We start from the raw sequence: 13,703 nt of genomic DNA, 5'->3' as shown, positions 1-13,703 counted from the left end.
CGCCTTGTTAGACGCCAATTCTTCAGTTCTCAACGCTTACGTCCTTTGGCATTCGCTCGGGGAGTAGGCTGCCCGAGCTCTTGGGCGAGCCCGATGAGAATTCCTTCAGGGCCCCGGATGTAGCAGAGCCGATACATGTCTTCGTACTGGACCACTTTGCCGACGAGCTTCGCGCCGCGTTTGCCGAGCCGGTCGAGCGTATCGTCGATGTCCTCTACGGTGAACATGACGCGTAGGTATCCGAGAGCGTTCACCGGGGCGCTGCGGTGATCGGCGACCACGGGCGGCGCGAGGAATCGGGACATCTCGAGCCGGCCGTGACCGTCCGGCGTACGCATCATGGCAATCTCGACGCGCATGTCGCGCAATCCAGTGACACCATCTGCCCAGTCTCCTTCGATTGGGGCGCGCCCCTCGAGCTCGAGGCCAAGTTCGGTGAAGAACTCAATGGCGGCATCGATGTCTGCCACCACGATGCCGACGTTGTCCATGCGCTTGACCGTCATGATGCTCCTTGGCGTCTAACGTTGGAGTTAAGTCGCATTGCGGATCATCTCTAGCACGGCCTTGGCCTCGTCGCAGACGTACCGATCACCATTGGTGCGTGGGACTACAAAAAGCTTGGAAGTCGGTTGAGGAAATCGCTCTGCAACCCTTCCGGCTTTCTTTCCTAGAGCAATGAGCAGAATTGGGCGTAGCTCGTTCAATAGTGGCGCGACGATATTCTCCCAAGCAGCGTAGCGGGCCTTCGCACTTGGCATGTTGTTCTTGCGCGTACGGTAGGGGAACAGGTTTATGTAGCAGACTTCCTCTACCGTCCTCCCGCACGCTTCCAGCGTCGGCGTCACGATATTCTTCAGATTCCACGTCTGCACATGCTGCATGTACACGCGAGACATCGCCTCGAACGTCCGCGCTCTTGTCCCCTGATTCGCCCGCACAAACGCTTCAACGAGCGGAATCAGCTCTCTGTCTTCGGCGTGGCGTTCACGATACTCGTCGGCTCCTCCGCCAGAATTGATAGCCAGAAGAACCGGATTCCCTACAGCGTAGCGCGGTCCGCAATAGCCCAGGAAAGGCACCCTCGCGTCCGCTGCGAGGTTCAAAGGAAGTTGCGCGTCGCGCTCAGTTCCATAAAGCGCGGCGCGGCTCACGTTGGCAGAACGCTGGAAGGCCAATGCGATTGAGGCTCTCATATGCAACTTAACGTTTGACATGAGCGGCAGACGAAGGGCGTAGCCCTTTGGCTGTCCGCTCGATTGATGGGGTTAGGCGGCACTCGGCTCATACCACTCGGTTCTACGCCCACGCACACTTGCGCACCGTTTCCAGTGTGCGGGTGGTGATATTGTTGCCAAGGTTTCGCTCGAGCAGGCTCATGAACACGGGACCTTTGGGGCCCGGAACGTAGGCAGAGAGGACCTCAGAGCCGGTGAACTTGAGAATGCTCGCGCCGTCGCGTTCAATAGGTAACTCGAACGTTATCTGGCCGGGGCTGCGAAGGAACGTGACAACCCGCTTGGCCGCTGGGGGAAGGCTGAATTCAGCGAAGGGTCCCGATTCGATGAAGTCCTGTAGGTATTCGGCGGACCGGACAATAGTGCCGAATGTGCGACCAAGTTCGGACTGCATTGCTCTCTCAGCGCGGCGCTCCAGCGTGGCCGGGGACGACGAACGAGCATTGAACACAACGTTCCCGCTGGAGAGCAACGTGCGAACGTCTGAGAAGCCTGCCGCCTCGAAGCAACGCTTGAGCGCCGGCATCTTGGCGTTCATCGGGCTGACTCCACGAAGGAAGGCGACATAGCGGGGCATGGGTGGCTGCGCGAGATGGTGGTGGGGTGCTGCCTAACGCTCCGGTTCAGCGGCGGGCCGCGCAGCGGACCGTCTGCTGCAACCGGTTGTTAGGCCGCCCTCACTGACGCACATAGCGCAAGTGTGTGGCGGCTGGACCATCAAGAACCTTGTCAATGCGAAACTGCGGCCCGGGCTCGCGTAGGTTCTCGAAGAGACGCCGCCCGCCGCCGAACAACACAGGTGCCAAGGCGATTTCCAGCTCGTCGACGACACCCAGGTTCAGGTACTGCTGGATCACATCCGCCCCACCCGCGATACGAATATCACGACTGCCTGCGGATTTCCGAGCCAACTCTAGGGCACGCTCCGGCCCGTCATTGATGAAGTAAAAGGTCGTCCCACCGGGGCGCACCCAGGGTTCGCGTTTCTCATGGGTAAGCACGTATACCGGTGTGTGAAAAGGAGCCTCCTCGGGCCAGGCGACCTCGCCTTGTTCGAACATTCGCTTGCCCATGACGTTGGCACCGATGCGCTCCGTGGTGCTGCGAAGCAGGTCATTGACCGGACCGGTCTCACCCCCTGATCCGAGCTTGAGGTTCTCGCGGAAGTACTGTTGATTGAGGATCCAGGCCATCAGCGCACCCCACTTAGCGCCCCAGTTCTTGTACTCAGGCTTGCCCATGGTCATTCCTTCCGGTGCCGTGTAGCCATCGAGGCTAAGTCCAATGTAGACGAATACTTTGCTCATGATGCTCCTCTAGCATGTTCGGATGTCGGCCTAACGCCTGAATTAGGCTGCACTTCCTGCGCCATTTCAGTGCCGCCATCAGGACCGCGGGTCGAACCCGAAGACGCGTAGCTCTTGTTCGCACCGGCAGGCCTTCGCAATACGCGCGGCCCACGCGACGGCCTCCTCGCGCGAGGGCAGTTCGAGCACGGTGAAGCCGCCGTCAAGCGGGGGCGCCCACGGGTAGCCGCCCTCGGCGACCCGGCCGTCGGCCGAGACGAGCACGGGCGGCACGTCTTCGTCGATGCCGCCGCCGAAGACGTAAACGCCGGCGGCCTTCGCCTCATCGATCACGGCGTGCGCGTCGCGGCCTACCGCCTCCCACTCGCCGTCGGGCACGACCATCGCCGCGCTGGGGAAGGAGATCAGGTACTTGGCCATAGTGCGCTTTCCTTAGAGATTGATGACGGTTGCGAAGTGTGTGTGTGCGGCCTAACGTAGAAATGACCGGACCACGACCTTTTGCGGCGAAGCCGCCTCCTGCAGGTGTGGGTCCGTGTCGATTGATGGGATGGACTCCCCCGTTTTCTTGCGCAACAGTTGCGTACTGGTCTTCATTGGCGTGTGGATCAGGTCTTCAAACGTAAGGAGTCCGACATGAATGCTACTACCGTTGCCGTCGATCTTGCAAAGTCTGTGTTTCAACTGGCCGTTGCCGATGAGCACTGGCGCGTGGTTGAAACACAGCGCCTCACACGCACCCAGTTTGAACGCTGGTTCTTGAACCGTGAGGTATCTCTGGTCATCATGGAGGCCTGTGGTTCGGCACACCACTGGGGTCGCTGGCTCGATGGCCTGGGCATTGAGGTTCGTCTGCTGCCCGCCCAATACATCCGCGCCTACGTCAAGCGCAACAAGACCGGTGCTGCAGATGCGGCCGCTTTGCTGGAAGCCGCGCGTGCCTCGGACATGCGCCCGGTGCGGGTGAAGTCAGTCGAGCAACAGGCCTTGCAAGGCATGCATCGCATCCGCTCCCTGTGGATGGGCACGCGTACTTCGCGCATCAATGCCCTGCGTGGCTTTTGTCATGAGTTTGGCATCGCCATTCCTGTGGGTGCACGCAATGGCATTGAAGCAATCAGCCGGGTCTTGGCCGATCCCAATACGACAGTGCCGGATTTGATCCGGGGCACGGCGAAGTTACTGATTGAAGAAATCCGCCTGCTCGAAGGCCGAATCTCCCAGTTGGAGCGTGAGTTGGCGGCACTGGCCAGGTTGAGTCCGGCCTGTACCACGCTGCTGTCGATTCCGGGCATTGGCCTGCTAACGGCTACCGCAATGGTGGCCGCCACCTCGGGTGATGTGAGCCACTTCAAGGATGCCCGCCACTTCTCCAGTTGGTTTGGCTTGACGCCCAAGGAGTACAGCTCGGGCAATAGCCGCTATCTGGGGCGCATTTCCAAGAAGGGCGATCGCTACCTGCGCATGTTGCTCACGCATGGGGCCAGGAGTGTGCTGCGAGCCTCCAAGGTGGCGCAGGACGCCGGGCGTGAAGTCTGTGGGGTGCGCCGCTGGGCGCTGGACGTGCAGGCCCGCAGCAATCACAACAAGGCAGCGTGTGCGCTGGCCAACAAGCTGGCGCGCATTTGCTATGCCACGCTCAGGGACAAGGAGCCGTTTGGTGAACAAACCGTGCGGCTTGGCAAGAAGATCAACCGGCAGAGTTTTGTGATGCCTGCCTGATTGCCAACAGCCAGAACAGCCGTCACCAGGAAGAAAGTTTGACCACCCATCACGCGTTGCGACGAGATTGATCGACCATCATGGCAAACAGGGTTCACCCCGCACCGACAGACGCCGATAACAATTCCGGCAGCTTGCCTGCCGCTCGTAGCGATTGGCGCGCCGGTGACGCAGATTCCATGTCGGCACGGACCACATCAGAGTCCACTTTAGATGCCGGATATACGACTGCAGGCGCTTCCCCAACAGCCAAACTATCGGTCAGTTTCTTGCCGTTGAGGGGGAGTCCATATATGTCATGTTAGACCTTTCTTGTGATGGCCACGGTGTCCCGTACAAATGCTTCCATGATCGTCGAGACTTTGACCCCCTCACCCTCCAACGCGGCTGTGACCTTGTCGCAAACCGGCCGCAAAGCGGCCTCAATTGTCAGTTCTGCGCCCGTTTCGCGATGCACGAGGCACTGCCCACGGGAGTGTGCGGTCGATGCCAAGTTTAGGCCGAGATGGTCCTCTCCGCTCCAGCCCGTGCTACCGTGAACGACGCTATTCCGAAGTTCAATCGTTTCTTCAATTGCGCCATGAAACGCTTCCCGTGCGAGGCGCTGTTCATCTTTCATGATGTAGCCCCGCCTTACGCAAGACGCCAAGATGGCATTCAGAATCTCACGAAGGCGGTAGAACTCGTGAAAGAAAGTGCGCACAAGCAACTCATACCGAGTCCAAGGTGACCCACCCAAAAACACCGCTCTCTCAGGTAGGTAGCGAAGGTCCGATAGGACAAGGTTTAAATTTTCAATTACGCCGTTGCACTCCGAAACCCAGATAAAGTAGAAGTACGCCACTTCCAAGTCCGGATCGAGCTTTCCCAACTCGATTGTTCCCTTCGCCGTAGACAGTCCGCCTTTCTCGAGCGACTCTAGGACAAGAGGTGTGATGCGTTTCAGATCATCCAGATGCTCATCCGGGTATTGAATCTGTGGAATGCCGGCAGTGCTCATGCTGCAAGGTCTAACGTAATGTCAATCATGCGGTCTGCGGTGTAGTCAGATACACCGCAACATAGTTTTGGGGACCAATGCGAACAGAACCTCTATGTAGTCTGAGTTTTTTCAAAATCGGCATGTCTGCTCCCTGCTAAATGGCCGGTCAAACCCGGCGGGTGGTGAGCACACTCTACCGACGAGGCGTGCGCTGTGACCTTGCCCCTTTCTTGCCATTCGGCGCCCGAGTTGCTATTCTTTTAGTAGCTATCTGCGTCCATCCCGCATAGGCTCCAGCCACTTTTCTCTTAAGATCCCGGCGCAAACGCCCTACTTCACCATCCCCTGCACTTCCTTGAACACCGGATGCTCCGCCGTGCGCAGCCACTCAAACGCCACCATCTCGGTCGTCACCAGTTCAGCCCCATTGCCGGCCAGCCGGTCAAACGCGGCATCGCGGTTGCGTTCGCTGCGCGAGCTGCAGGCATCCGTCACCACCCAGACTTCAAACTCTTCTTCCAGCAAGTCCAGCGCGGTCTGCATCAGGCACACATGCGCTTCGCAGCCGGCGATGACGATGGTGCTTCTGCCCTCTTCGGGCTCTGCTGCCGGCTTTTGCAGGTGCTTGGGCAGGCTGCGGGCGTTGCCGCCTTGCGGAGCTTTGCGCACCGGCGGGCGCAGCCAGTCGACCAGGCCGTCGGCGGCGGCGCTGAAATGCATCTTGGCCAGGGTTTTGCCGCCCGCCGCTTCAATCGCGGCCTGCACGGCCGGCACATTGGGCCCCAGCTTGTCGGGGTTTTGCGCGCTGGCCCACACCGGCACTTGAAGCGCCTGGGCCATGCGGGCCAGGCGCACGGCGTTGGCGATGACGAGTTCGTTTTCAAAAATGACGGGCATCAGGCGGGTCTGATAGTCCACCAGTACGAGTTGGGAGTCATAGGCATCGAGCAACATGGTTATTCCTGAAATTTAAAAAATGGGTTCACGCCGGAGGCGCATCACGCTGCAGGCGCTCCACCAAGCCAATCACATAAGCCTCAAACAGCAAGGAGGCATGTTGCCCGAACATGCGGATGCGGCCCGTGTGTTGCAGCTGCAGCAAACCCACGCCGTCGGCAAACAATGCGGTATTTTCGCGCAAGGCCTCTTCGGCCTGCGGTTGAAGCTACTTTGCCGTCGAGACGGCTGAATTAAAAGCCTGCCCGGGCGCCATGTACGCTATTCTTTTAATAGCTGGTTGCGCCCGCCATACATGGGCTACAGGCATTTTCATGCATGCACGAAGGCTGCGGACATTAATTCGAGGGCGGTTGCGCAAACCTGAGCAGCCGGGTGGCCAGCAGCGTCTCGGCCAGAAAACACACCAGCGCCAGCAGAAAGCAGATCACGCCCGAAAGAAAACTCACGGTGGCGATCCTGAGCGTGGGCAGCTCGCTGGTCTCGCCCAGAAACAGCAAAATAATCGTGGTGCCGATCAGCATCGCGCAAAAGGTCAGCAGGGCAATACAAATGTTGACCAGCCAACCGCGGTGCCGCAAATCCCTGAGCTCCGCATACATCTTCATGGCCCGGCTCTCTTCAACGCCGTCGGCTTCGAGCCGATTTTCCAGCAGGCGCGCGCGGTCGATGATCCGGGCCAGCCGGCCCGCCACGGCGGCAATCATTCCAGACACCGCGGTCAGCAGAAACACCGGCGCCACGGCCAGTTGTATGCCGTGGGTCACCGTCGAAAGGTCAGGTGCAAAAATCATTGGGCTCCAAATTTCTGGGTTTTAGATTGTCAAGCAAGCATCGTGCAAGCTTTACGACGCGGCCGCCTTGCGCCCGGCAGTTCCCGCGCGCCTGCGCCGCCAGCTCTGCACCGCGTCGCAGGCTTCAAAATGCTTGCGCAGGTTCTGCTTTTGCTTGTCCAACAGGCTGCTGGCGTCAATCAGCGCCGGCCATGAGGCGCAGGCCTGGCCTACCGTCTCATTGAGCACGCCGCGCACCCGGGTTTCAAACATGCCCGTGGCATTGCAAAAGCTGCGCACGGTTTTGGGCGTGAGCCTGGCCTGCTTTTCACCGCCGGGCACAAAACGCAGCGCGTGGCCGCGGCCGCCCATATAGGCGGCATAGGCCACCACGTCGTAGGCCGGGGACAATTCCGGCGTGCGGCCGTCGCGGTACACCACGCCAAAGTTTTTCACATGGGCGTCGTAGTTGCCCAGCATTTCGTTCACCATCACGCGCCGGATCAGCTCTTCGGCGGCGCCCTCGCCCAGCGCGGGTGCCAGGCTCATGCCTTCGCGCAGGGTTCGGGCGATGGCGGCATAGGTCGCGGCCGGATGGGTGTATTTTTCTTCGGGCTGTATGCGCAGGATTTGCGCAAAATCCTCGCAGTGAATGTGGCCCTCAGGCCCCCGGTCAAAGCGCTTCACGGCCAGAAACTGCCGGCTCTCGCCGAGCACGAAGGGCTGCTCGGCCACGATCTCCTCCAGCGGCGCCAGCCAGGCTTCGCAGACGTCCACCCCGGCGGCTTGCGCCAGGCGCAGCGACAGCTCTTCGACCTCGGGCAGCAAGGCATATTCCGCCGTCGGCAGCTTGGCGATGATGTGGGTGCCCTCGGCATCCTTGGTGCGCGCCACATAGCGGCCCGGCTGTGCGACCAGCGCCAACTTGGGCTGCACGCCCGACAGGGACGTGGCCTCGGGCAAGGGATCGGCCGTGACGGACATCTCCAGCGCATCGTTGTGCTGGGTCACGACCTGCGCCAGCGCATCGGTATCGAGGTGCGCTGGATAGGCAAACACATTGCCCGGCAGGTCGGTGCCGCAGGCGGCCAGCAGGTCGAAATGGTCATTGGGTCCGCAGCCACGCAGCGCTTCCAGATGGCGGCGCAAGGGTCCCTCGGGCAGCAGGTTCTGGAAAAAAGCCGGCAACAGGCCGCCTTCGGCATTGAAAAACGGCGTGCTGACGTAGCTGCGCCAGAAAACCTCGCGGCGCTGGGCGTCGTCATCGGTGGCTGACCAGGAAATCACCGGCGAATCCGGGTTGGACCAGAAGGCTTCGTCGGGAATGAAGCGCGTGAGCGCCGTGCCGCCCGTGCCGTACTGGAACAGCAGCCCGGCGCGCAGCGAACCGAGGTAGATGTCGAGTGTCAAAACGTTCATGGCGCGGCCCCTAGGTTTTTGAGCCCGGCATCGCGCGCAGGGAGGTGTCCGCCACGATGCGGTCCACCCGGGACAGCGCCGGTGCGGGCGCTTCGGCGCTTTGCGCCTCCAGCCCCGCCGCCACCACCTTGGGCAGCAGCAGCACTTCCAGCCCCAGCTGATCAGCGAGCGCCATCAGCGTGGTGATGCGCGGCGCCGTGCGGCCCTGCAAGGCGCTGCGCACCGACAAGGGCGTGAGCCCGGTTTTCTCGGCCATGGTCTGGTAGTCCAGCTTTAGGCGCCGCCGCTCACCTTCCAGCCGTGCTGCCACTTCAGACAAGGTTTTCATGATAGAAAAATATCGTTATTGAACGGATAGATAGTATTTTATCCATCACCACCAATAAAGCAATATTTAACTATCTTTTTTCAAAACAAGAATAGTTAACTATCTTTAAATCTTTTTCGCAGAGAAAGGTTTCAGCGCCGGCCCTGCCGGACAAAGCCATGCGGCGTCGCGAAAAGCGAGGGGCAGCACGCCTCAGCCGAACTTGCGCCTGGCATCCAGCGCCAAGCCGGCGCCAATGCTGCCAAACAGGTCGCCCTCCACCGAACGGGCCTGCGGCACCAGCGCGAGCACCCGCTGGCGCAGCAGGGGCACGCCGCTGGAGCCTCCGGTGAAAAACACGGTGTCAAGGGCCGCGGGCGCCACACCGGCATCCCGCAGCAAATTGCCCAACGTCTGCTCCACCGACGTCACCAGACCGTCAATGGCCCGATTCAGATCGGCCCGGTGCAAGCTCACCGCCGCACCGGCGGCAATACGCCCGAGGTCTATCCGCGTCTGGGCGGCACTGGACAAGGCGATCTTGGCCTCTTCAACCTGCAGCGCCAGCCAGTGGCCGGCACGCTCGCGGACCACGCTCTGCAGCCGTTCCAGCTTGTCCTTGTCGCGCGCCTCGCGGTGCAGCTCCGTGATTTCCGACCAGGCTTTTTTGCTGTAGGCCATGTTGATGGTGTGCCAGGTCGCCAGGTTGAAGTACGGCGCCGACGGCATGGTCAAGCCGCTTTTCAGGGGGCTGCCCAGCCCCAGCATAGGCATCACGCTGTCCAGGCTCAGGGCGCGGTCGAAATCGGCCCCCCCGATATGCACGCCGCCATTGGCCAGAATGTCGTCGCGCCGCTCAGAGCGGCCGGCGCGCTCGGGGCCGACGCGGATCAGGCTGAAGTCGGAGGTGCCGCCGCCCACGTCCACCACCAGCACCAGCTCTTCGCGCGAGATGCTGGATTCGTAATCAAAGGCGGCGGCAATCGGCTCGTACTGAAAGGCAATGTCGCGCAGGCCCGCCTTGCGCGCAATGTCTTCCAGCGTGCTTTCGGCGCGCCGGTCCGCGGCGGCGTCATCATCAATAAAGAACACCGGCCGGCCCAGCACGGCACGGCTGAATTCGCGCCCCGCGGCGCGCTCGGCCCGGTGCTTGAGCTCGCCGATAAACCGGGCCAGCAAGTCGCGAAACGGCAAGGCCCGGCCCATGACCTCGGTGTGGTCGTCAATCATGGAGGTGCCGAGCAGGCTCTTGAGCGAGCGCATCAGGCGCCCCTCATAGCCTTCGAGGTAGTCGGCCATGGCCGCACGCCCGTAACTCACGTCCTCGTCTTCTGCATTGAAGAAGATCACCGAAGGCAGCGTCAGCTTGCCGTCCTCCAGGGGCAGCAAGGCGCCGTGGCCGGGGCGGGCCCAGCCCGCGGTGGAGTTGGAGGTGCCGAAGTCGATCCCGCAGGCGTCAAGGGTCGCACTCATCGATCCGCCCGATCAGCCGGCTTTGCAAAAGCGTTGTCAACCCAGGCCACCGCGCTGCTGCGGCTCAGCTTGAAGGAAGGCGCCACGCGCACCTGCGCCAGCGGCTCGCCGGCTTCATCATGGGCGCTCAGCAGCGCATGGGGATGGTCTTCGTCCGGCACGATGTCCAGCGAAACGGTGATCCGCCCCGCGCCGGCCGTCACGGTGATGCGCTGGTGCAGCGTGGCGTGCAGCTGCTGCTCGTGCCGGCGCACAAACTCGGAGGCCGTTTTGACCAACGTGTGGAATGCGGCGGTGTCCAGCGGTTTGGGGTTCTTCTTGTCGCGGCCCATGGTCCAGGGCCCGACCAGCGCGGGTTCGGGCTCGCCGTCCTTGACCATGGCCACCGCCCAGCCGTCGTCGTCTTCGTTCTTGATCACCCGCGCCGTCCAGCCGTCGCCGCGCCAAAGACGCGGCTCCTGAATTCTGGAAGAATCTTCGGTGGAAACATCGGCGGCCAGATCAGGCTGCGGGCTTGGGGAGTCGGTCAATGCGCTATCACTCAGGTAGTCAGGTCAAAAGATCGCACGGCCGGAGCGGCACGAAGCGGCAGCGCAAAACCACGCGTGAAATGGATGCGCTGCCAGGCGGGGCGCAGATTTTACAGCCCCCTGTCCGCAGGCACACGACGCACCCGGCCTCTTCCATGAATTCCAATAAAAATAGCCTCCAGCCCAATCAGTTAAAGCGTTTATAGCTATATTTTTAATAGCAAAACTAAAATACAGGACGCAGACACTTCGCTGCATCCACCCTCAACAAAGGTTTGCCATGAGTGAATGGGTTACCAAAATGCTGGCGCTGATCAAAAGCGGCAACCTTCCGGCCGCGCTGGCCCAGATCAAGGCCACGACGAGCAGCAAGGACTTGCGCCATCTGCATGCCGCACTGGACAAGGCCCAATTGCTGCCAAAGCTTCAGGGCGTGGAAACGGCCATCAACGACCAGTTGCAGGCGCTGGCGTCACCGCGTTTGAGCCGCTCGCCTTGACAACAGGCCGCAAAAGGCTGCATCCTCCCGGGTAAAGTCCGCGCCGGCCCATCGGCCTGAATCCCCGGTTTGCCTCATGGGATAGCCCCCTGCCGCTGGAGACTCCTGGCGGTTGGCGCATAGTGTTAGTTGGGATGTCCGAACGGAGTCTATGGCGTTCCTGGAGGCCTCAATGGCGTCAGCGCGCAAGTCCTTACACGGCCGGATGACAGCGGCCACACGCCGCGGCAAGCGCGGCATCTTCCTGTTTTGTGCATTTTTGCTGGCGCTGCTGCTACTGGTGTTTGCGATACCGGCCGTCAGCGCCACTCCGGTACTGGTGCTGCAGGTGCAGGACGCCATCGGCCCGGCCAGCGCCGACTACGTCATCCAGGGCTTGCGCAAGGCCAAAGACAGCGGCGCGCCACTGGTGGTGATCGAGCTCGACACGCCGGGCGGGCTCGACATCTCGATGCGGAAAATCATCCAGGCCATGCTGGCCTCACCGGTCCCGGTGGCCATTTACGTGCATCCCTCAGGCGCACGTGCGGCCAGCGCCGGCACCTATATGCTTTATGCCGCCCATATCGCGGCCATGGCACCGGCCACGACGCTGGGCGCGGCCACCCCCGTGGCCATTGGCCTGCCTGGAGTCGGCCGCGGACCGCCCGAAAAAGAGGGCCCGGCCGATAAAAATAAAAATACCGACAAGGAAGGCGGCAAGGCGGCCAAGCCGGATGCCAAACCGGCCACACCTCCCGCCGACACCATGACCACCAAGCAGGTGAACGATGCCGCCGCCTTCATCCGCGGCCTGGCGCAATTGCGTGGCCGCAATGCGGTCTGGGCCGAGCGCGCGGTGCGCGAGGCCGTCACCCTGACGGCCAGCGAGGCGCTGCGTGACAAGGTCATTGACGTGGTGGCCAAGGACCTGCCCGACCTGCTGGGCCAGATCGACGGCCGCACGGTGCATGTCCAGGCCAGCGATGTGAAGCTCGCCACCCGCGGCCTGCCCTATGAAACCCGGTTGCCGGACTGGCGGCAGGAGTTGCTGTCCGTGATTGCCAACCCGAGCTTTGCGCTGATCCTGATGATGCTTGGCATGTACGGCCTGATCACGGAGTTCTCGTCGAGCACTTTTGGCATCGCCGGCGTGGCCGGTGCGATCTGCCTGCTGCTGGCCCTGTTTGCCCTGCAACTGCTTCCGGTGAACTACGCGGGCCTGGCGCTGATCCTGCTTGGCATGGGGATGCTGGTGGCGGAACTGTTCCTGCCGACCTTCGGCGTGATCGGCCTGGGCGGGGTGGTCGCCTTCATCGCCGGCGCCATTTTGCTGTTCGACAGTGACGCGCCCGGCTTCGGCGTGCCGCTGCCGCTGATCCTCGCCCTCGCGGCCACCTCGGCAGCGGTCATATTGCTGGGCGGCGGCATGGCCCTGAAGGCGCGCCGGCGGCCGGTGGTCAGCGGACGCGAAGAGATGACCGGTGCGCCGGGCGAGGTACTGGAGGTGGCCGACGGAGAGGCTTGGGCAAGGGTCAGGGGCGAGCGCTGGCGCGTGAGCAGCCCGCAGCCGCTGGCGCCCGGCCAACGCATACACGTGCTCGGCCTGCACGGGCTGACGCTGGACGTGCAAATTGACACCGAAACACCAACAAAAACCCAAGGAGTCACATCATGAGCACCAGTTTCAACTTCGGCGTCGGCATTTTCGGCAGCGTGCTGCTGCCGCTGCTGGTCCTGTTGATCGTGATCGCCGTCAACGCGATACGCATACTGCGCGAGTACGAGCGTGCCGTGGTGTTCCAGCTCGGGCGCTTCTGGAAGGTCAAGGGTCCCGGGCTGGTGCTGCTCATCCCGGCGATACAGAAGATGGTGCGGGTCGACCTGCGCGTGGTGACAATGAATGTGGACCCGCAGGACGTGATTTCCCGCGACAACGTGTCGGTGAAAGTCAGCGCGGTGCTTTTCTTTCGCATCATCGATCCGCAGAAAGCCATCATCCAGGTGGAGAATTTCCTGATGGCCACCAGCCAGCTCGCGCAAACCACCTTGCGCGTGGTGCTCGGCAAGCATGAGCTCGATGAAATGCTGGCCGAGCGCGAGCGGCTCAACGTCGACATCCAGCGCATCCTGGACGCGCAGACCGACGGCTGGGGCATCAAGGTCACCAATGTCGAAATCAAGGACATCGACCTGAACGAATCCATGGTGCGGGCCATTGCCCGCCAGGCCGAGGCCGAACGCGAGCGCCGCGCCAAGGTGATCCATGCCGAGGGCGAGAAACAGGCCGCCGCAGCCTTGCTGGAGGCCGCCCAGATGCTGGCGCGGCAACCCGAAGCCATGCAGCTGCGCTACCTGCAGACCATGACGCAGGTGGCGGGCGACCGCGCCTCGACCATCGTGTTTCCGCTACCGCTGGATCTTTTGAGCCCGCTGCTGTCGCGCGACCGGACGGCTGCCAAGCGTGAATGAAGCCGGGTGAGCTGCCGTCGCCCGGTCTTCAATCGCTATTCTTTT

At 61.9% G+C, this 13,703-nt stretch carries 17 protein-coding genes; 4 read left to right on the top strand and 13 right to left on the bottom strand.

The window, feature by feature from the left end; genetic code table 11:
- Positions 1-29: 29 nt before the first annotated feature.
- The 5 genes from PJE01S_RS16060 to PJE01S_RS16040 form a co-directional block, all read right to left on the bottom strand.
- Positions 30-506, bottom strand: a complete 477-nt coding sequence (locus PJE01S_RS16060) for a VOC family protein (RefSeq protein WP_068834647.1) — start codon at positions 504-506, stop codon at positions 30-32.
- 27 nt (positions 507-533) lie between these two features.
- Complete coding sequence (locus PJE01S_RS16055; protein WP_218017526.1) at positions 534-1,178, bottom strand: hypothetical protein; 645 nt, start codon at positions 1,176-1,178, stop codon at positions 534-536.
- A gap of 121 nt (positions 1,179-1,299) precedes the next feature.
- A complete protein-coding gene (locus PJE01S_RS16050) occupies positions 1,300-1,815 on the bottom strand; it encodes a DUF1697 domain-containing protein (protein WP_068834645.1) in 516 nt (171 codons plus the stop codon).
- 100 nt (positions 1,816-1,915) lie between these two features.
- Positions 1,916-2,545 (bottom strand): dihydrofolate reductase family protein, encoded by a 630-nt coding sequence (locus PJE01S_RS16045; RefSeq protein ID WP_068834644.1) that lies wholly within the window; start codon positions 2,543-2,545, stop codon positions 1,916-1,918.
- Positions 2,546-2,623: 78 nt separating this feature from the next.
- Positions 2,624-2,965 (bottom strand): YciI family protein, encoded by a 342-nt coding sequence (locus PJE01S_RS16040; RefSeq protein WP_068834643.1) that lies wholly within the window; start codon positions 2,963-2,965, stop codon positions 2,624-2,626.
- A 216-nt stretch (positions 2,966-3,181) separates the two neighbouring features.
- Here PJE01S_RS16040 and PJE01S_RS16035 point away from each other — a divergent pair, with 216 nt between their 5' ends.
- The gene (locus tag PJE01S_RS16035) at positions 3,182-4,267 is read left to right on the top strand and encodes an IS110 family RNA-guided transposase (protein WP_068834642.1); all 1,086 of its coding nucleotides are present in this window, start codon (positions 3,182-3,184) and stop codon (positions 4,265-4,267) included.
- Positions 4,268-4,568: 301 nt separating this feature from the next.
- On the opposite strand, the gene PJE01S_RS16030 is transcribed toward PJE01S_RS16035, so the two are convergent.
- The 8 genes from PJE01S_RS16030 to PJE01S_RS16000 form a co-directional block, all read right to left on the bottom strand.
- Positions 4,569-5,267 carry a hypothetical protein gene (locus PJE01S_RS16030; RefSeq protein WP_068834641.1) on the bottom strand — a complete coding sequence of 233 codons (699 nt, stop codon included), beginning with the start codon at positions 5,265-5,267 and terminating at the stop codon, positions 4,569-4,571.
- A gap of 312 nt (positions 5,268-5,579) precedes the next feature.
- Positions 5,580-6,203: an isochorismatase family protein gene (locus PJE01S_RS16025; protein WP_068834640.1), complete on the bottom strand. Its 624-nt coding sequence runs from the start codon at positions 6,201-6,203 to the stop codon at positions 5,580-5,582.
- A gap of 28 nt (positions 6,204-6,231) precedes the next feature.
- The gene (locus PJE01S_RS25235) at positions 6,232-6,390 is read right to left on the bottom strand and encodes a hypothetical protein (RefSeq protein WP_245660805.1); all 159 of its coding nucleotides are present in this window, start codon (positions 6,388-6,390) and stop codon (positions 6,232-6,234) included.
- Between the two features lie 154 nt (positions 6,391-6,544).
- Positions 6,545-7,000 (bottom strand): DUF2721 domain-containing protein, encoded by a 456-nt coding sequence (locus tag PJE01S_RS16020; protein ID WP_068834639.1) that lies wholly within the window; start codon positions 6,998-7,000, stop codon positions 6,545-6,547.
- A 51-nt stretch (positions 7,001-7,051) separates the two neighbouring features.
- Positions 7,052-8,398 (bottom strand): type II toxin-antitoxin system HipA family toxin, encoded by a 1,347-nt coding sequence (locus PJE01S_RS16015; protein WP_068834638.1) that lies wholly within the window; start codon positions 8,396-8,398, stop codon positions 7,052-7,054.
- Between the two features lie 10 nt (positions 8,399-8,408).
- Complete coding sequence (locus PJE01S_RS16010; protein ID WP_068834637.1) at positions 8,409-8,726, bottom strand: helix-turn-helix domain-containing protein; 318 nt, start codon at positions 8,724-8,726, stop codon at positions 8,409-8,411.
- A gap of 192 nt (positions 8,727-8,918) precedes the next feature.
- Positions 8,919-10,178, bottom strand: coding sequence for an Hsp70 family protein (locus PJE01S_RS16005; RefSeq protein WP_068834636.1), 1,260 nt, complete (start codon positions 10,176-10,178; stop codon positions 8,919-8,921).
- Positions 10,175-10,708, bottom strand: coding sequence for a hypothetical protein (locus tag PJE01S_RS16000; protein WP_068834635.1), 534 nt, complete (start codon positions 10,706-10,708; stop codon positions 10,175-10,177). The genes PJE01S_RS16005 and PJE01S_RS16000 overlap by 4 nt, the downstream gene beginning before the upstream one ends.
- Before the next feature lie 280 nt (positions 10,709-10,988).
- Here PJE01S_RS16000 and PJE01S_RS15995 point away from each other — a divergent pair, with 280 nt between their 5' ends.
- The 3 genes from PJE01S_RS15995 to PJE01S_RS15985 all read left to right on the top strand — a co-directional run bounded on the left by PJE01S_RS15995 (position 10,989) and on the right by PJE01S_RS15985 (position 13,658).
- Positions 10,989-11,207: a hypothetical protein gene (locus tag PJE01S_RS15995; RefSeq protein ID WP_068834634.1), complete on the top strand. Its 219-nt coding sequence runs from the start codon at positions 10,989-10,991 to the stop codon at positions 11,205-11,207.
- Between the two features lie 205 nt (positions 11,208-11,412).
- Entirely contained in the window at positions 11,413-12,864 is a 1,452-nt protein-coding gene (locus tag PJE01S_RS15990) for an NfeD family protein (RefSeq protein WP_068834633.1), read from the top strand.
- Positions 12,861-13,658 (top strand): slipin family protein, encoded by a 798-nt coding sequence (locus PJE01S_RS15985; RefSeq protein ID WP_068834632.1) that lies wholly within the window; start codon positions 12,861-12,863, stop codon positions 13,656-13,658. Before PJE01S_RS15990 ends, PJE01S_RS15985 begins: the two co-directional genes overlap by 4 nt.
- Positions 13,659-13,703 lie beyond the last annotated feature (45 nt).

The organism is Polaromonas jejuensis NBRC 106434, assembly GCF_001598235.1.
In the GTDB taxonomy this organism is placed as follows: domain Bacteria; phylum Pseudomonadota; class Gammaproteobacteria; order Burkholderiales; family Burkholderiaceae_C; genus Polaromonas; species Polaromonas jejuensis.
This window is presented reverse-complemented; position numbering and strand designations above follow the sequence as displayed.

Coding starts and splice junctions, on each gene's coding strand:
- PJE01S_RS16050 (WP_068834645.1), bottom strand. CDS start 1,815: ATGCCCCGCTATGTCGCCTTCCTTCGTGGAGTCAGCCCGATGAACGCC.
- PJE01S_RS16020 (WP_068834639.1), bottom strand. CDS start 7,000: ATGATTTTTGCACCTGACCTTTCGACGGTGACCCACGGCATACAACTG.
- PJE01S_RS16035 (WP_068834642.1), top strand. CDS start 3,182: ATGAATGCTACTACCGTTGCCGTCGATCTTGCAAAGTCTGTGTTTCAA.
- PJE01S_RS15990 (WP_068834633.1), top strand. CDS start 11,413: ATGACAGCGGCCACACGCCGCGGCAAGCGCGGCATCTTCCTGTTTTGT.
- PJE01S_RS16045 (WP_068834644.1), bottom strand. CDS start 2,545: ATGAGCAAAGTATTCGTCTACATTGGACTTAGCCTCGATGGCTACACG.
- PJE01S_RS16010 (WP_068834637.1), bottom strand. CDS start 8,726: ATGAAAACCTTGTCTGAAGTGGCAGCACGGCTGGAAGGTGAGCGGCGG.
- PJE01S_RS16005 (WP_068834636.1), bottom strand. CDS start 10,178: ATGAGTGCGACCCTTGACGCCTGCGGGATCGACTTCGGCACCTCCAAC.
- PJE01S_RS15995 (WP_068834634.1), top strand. CDS start 10,989: ATGAGTGAATGGGTTACCAAAATGCTGGCGCTGATCAAAAGCGGCAAC.
- PJE01S_RS16025 (WP_068834640.1), bottom strand. CDS start 6,203: ATGTTGCTCGATGCCTATGACTCCCAACTCGTACTGGTGGACTATCAG.
- PJE01S_RS16015 (WP_068834638.1), bottom strand. CDS start 8,398: ATGAACGTTTTGACACTCGACATCTACCTCGGTTCGCTGCGCGCCGGG.
- PJE01S_RS16030 (WP_068834641.1), bottom strand. CDS start 5,267: ATGAGCACTGCCGGCATTCCACAGATTCAATACCCGGATGAGCATCTG.
- PJE01S_RS16060 (WP_068834647.1), bottom strand. CDS start 506: ATGACGGTCAAGCGCATGGACAACGTCGGCATCGTGGTGGCAGACATC.
- PJE01S_RS16040 (WP_068834643.1), bottom strand. CDS start 2,965: ATGGCCAAGTACCTGATCTCCTTCCCCAGCGCGGCGATGGTCGTGCCC.
- PJE01S_RS15985 (WP_068834632.1), top strand. CDS start 12,861: ATGAGCACCAGTTTCAACTTCGGCGTCGGCATTTTCGGCAGCGTGCTG.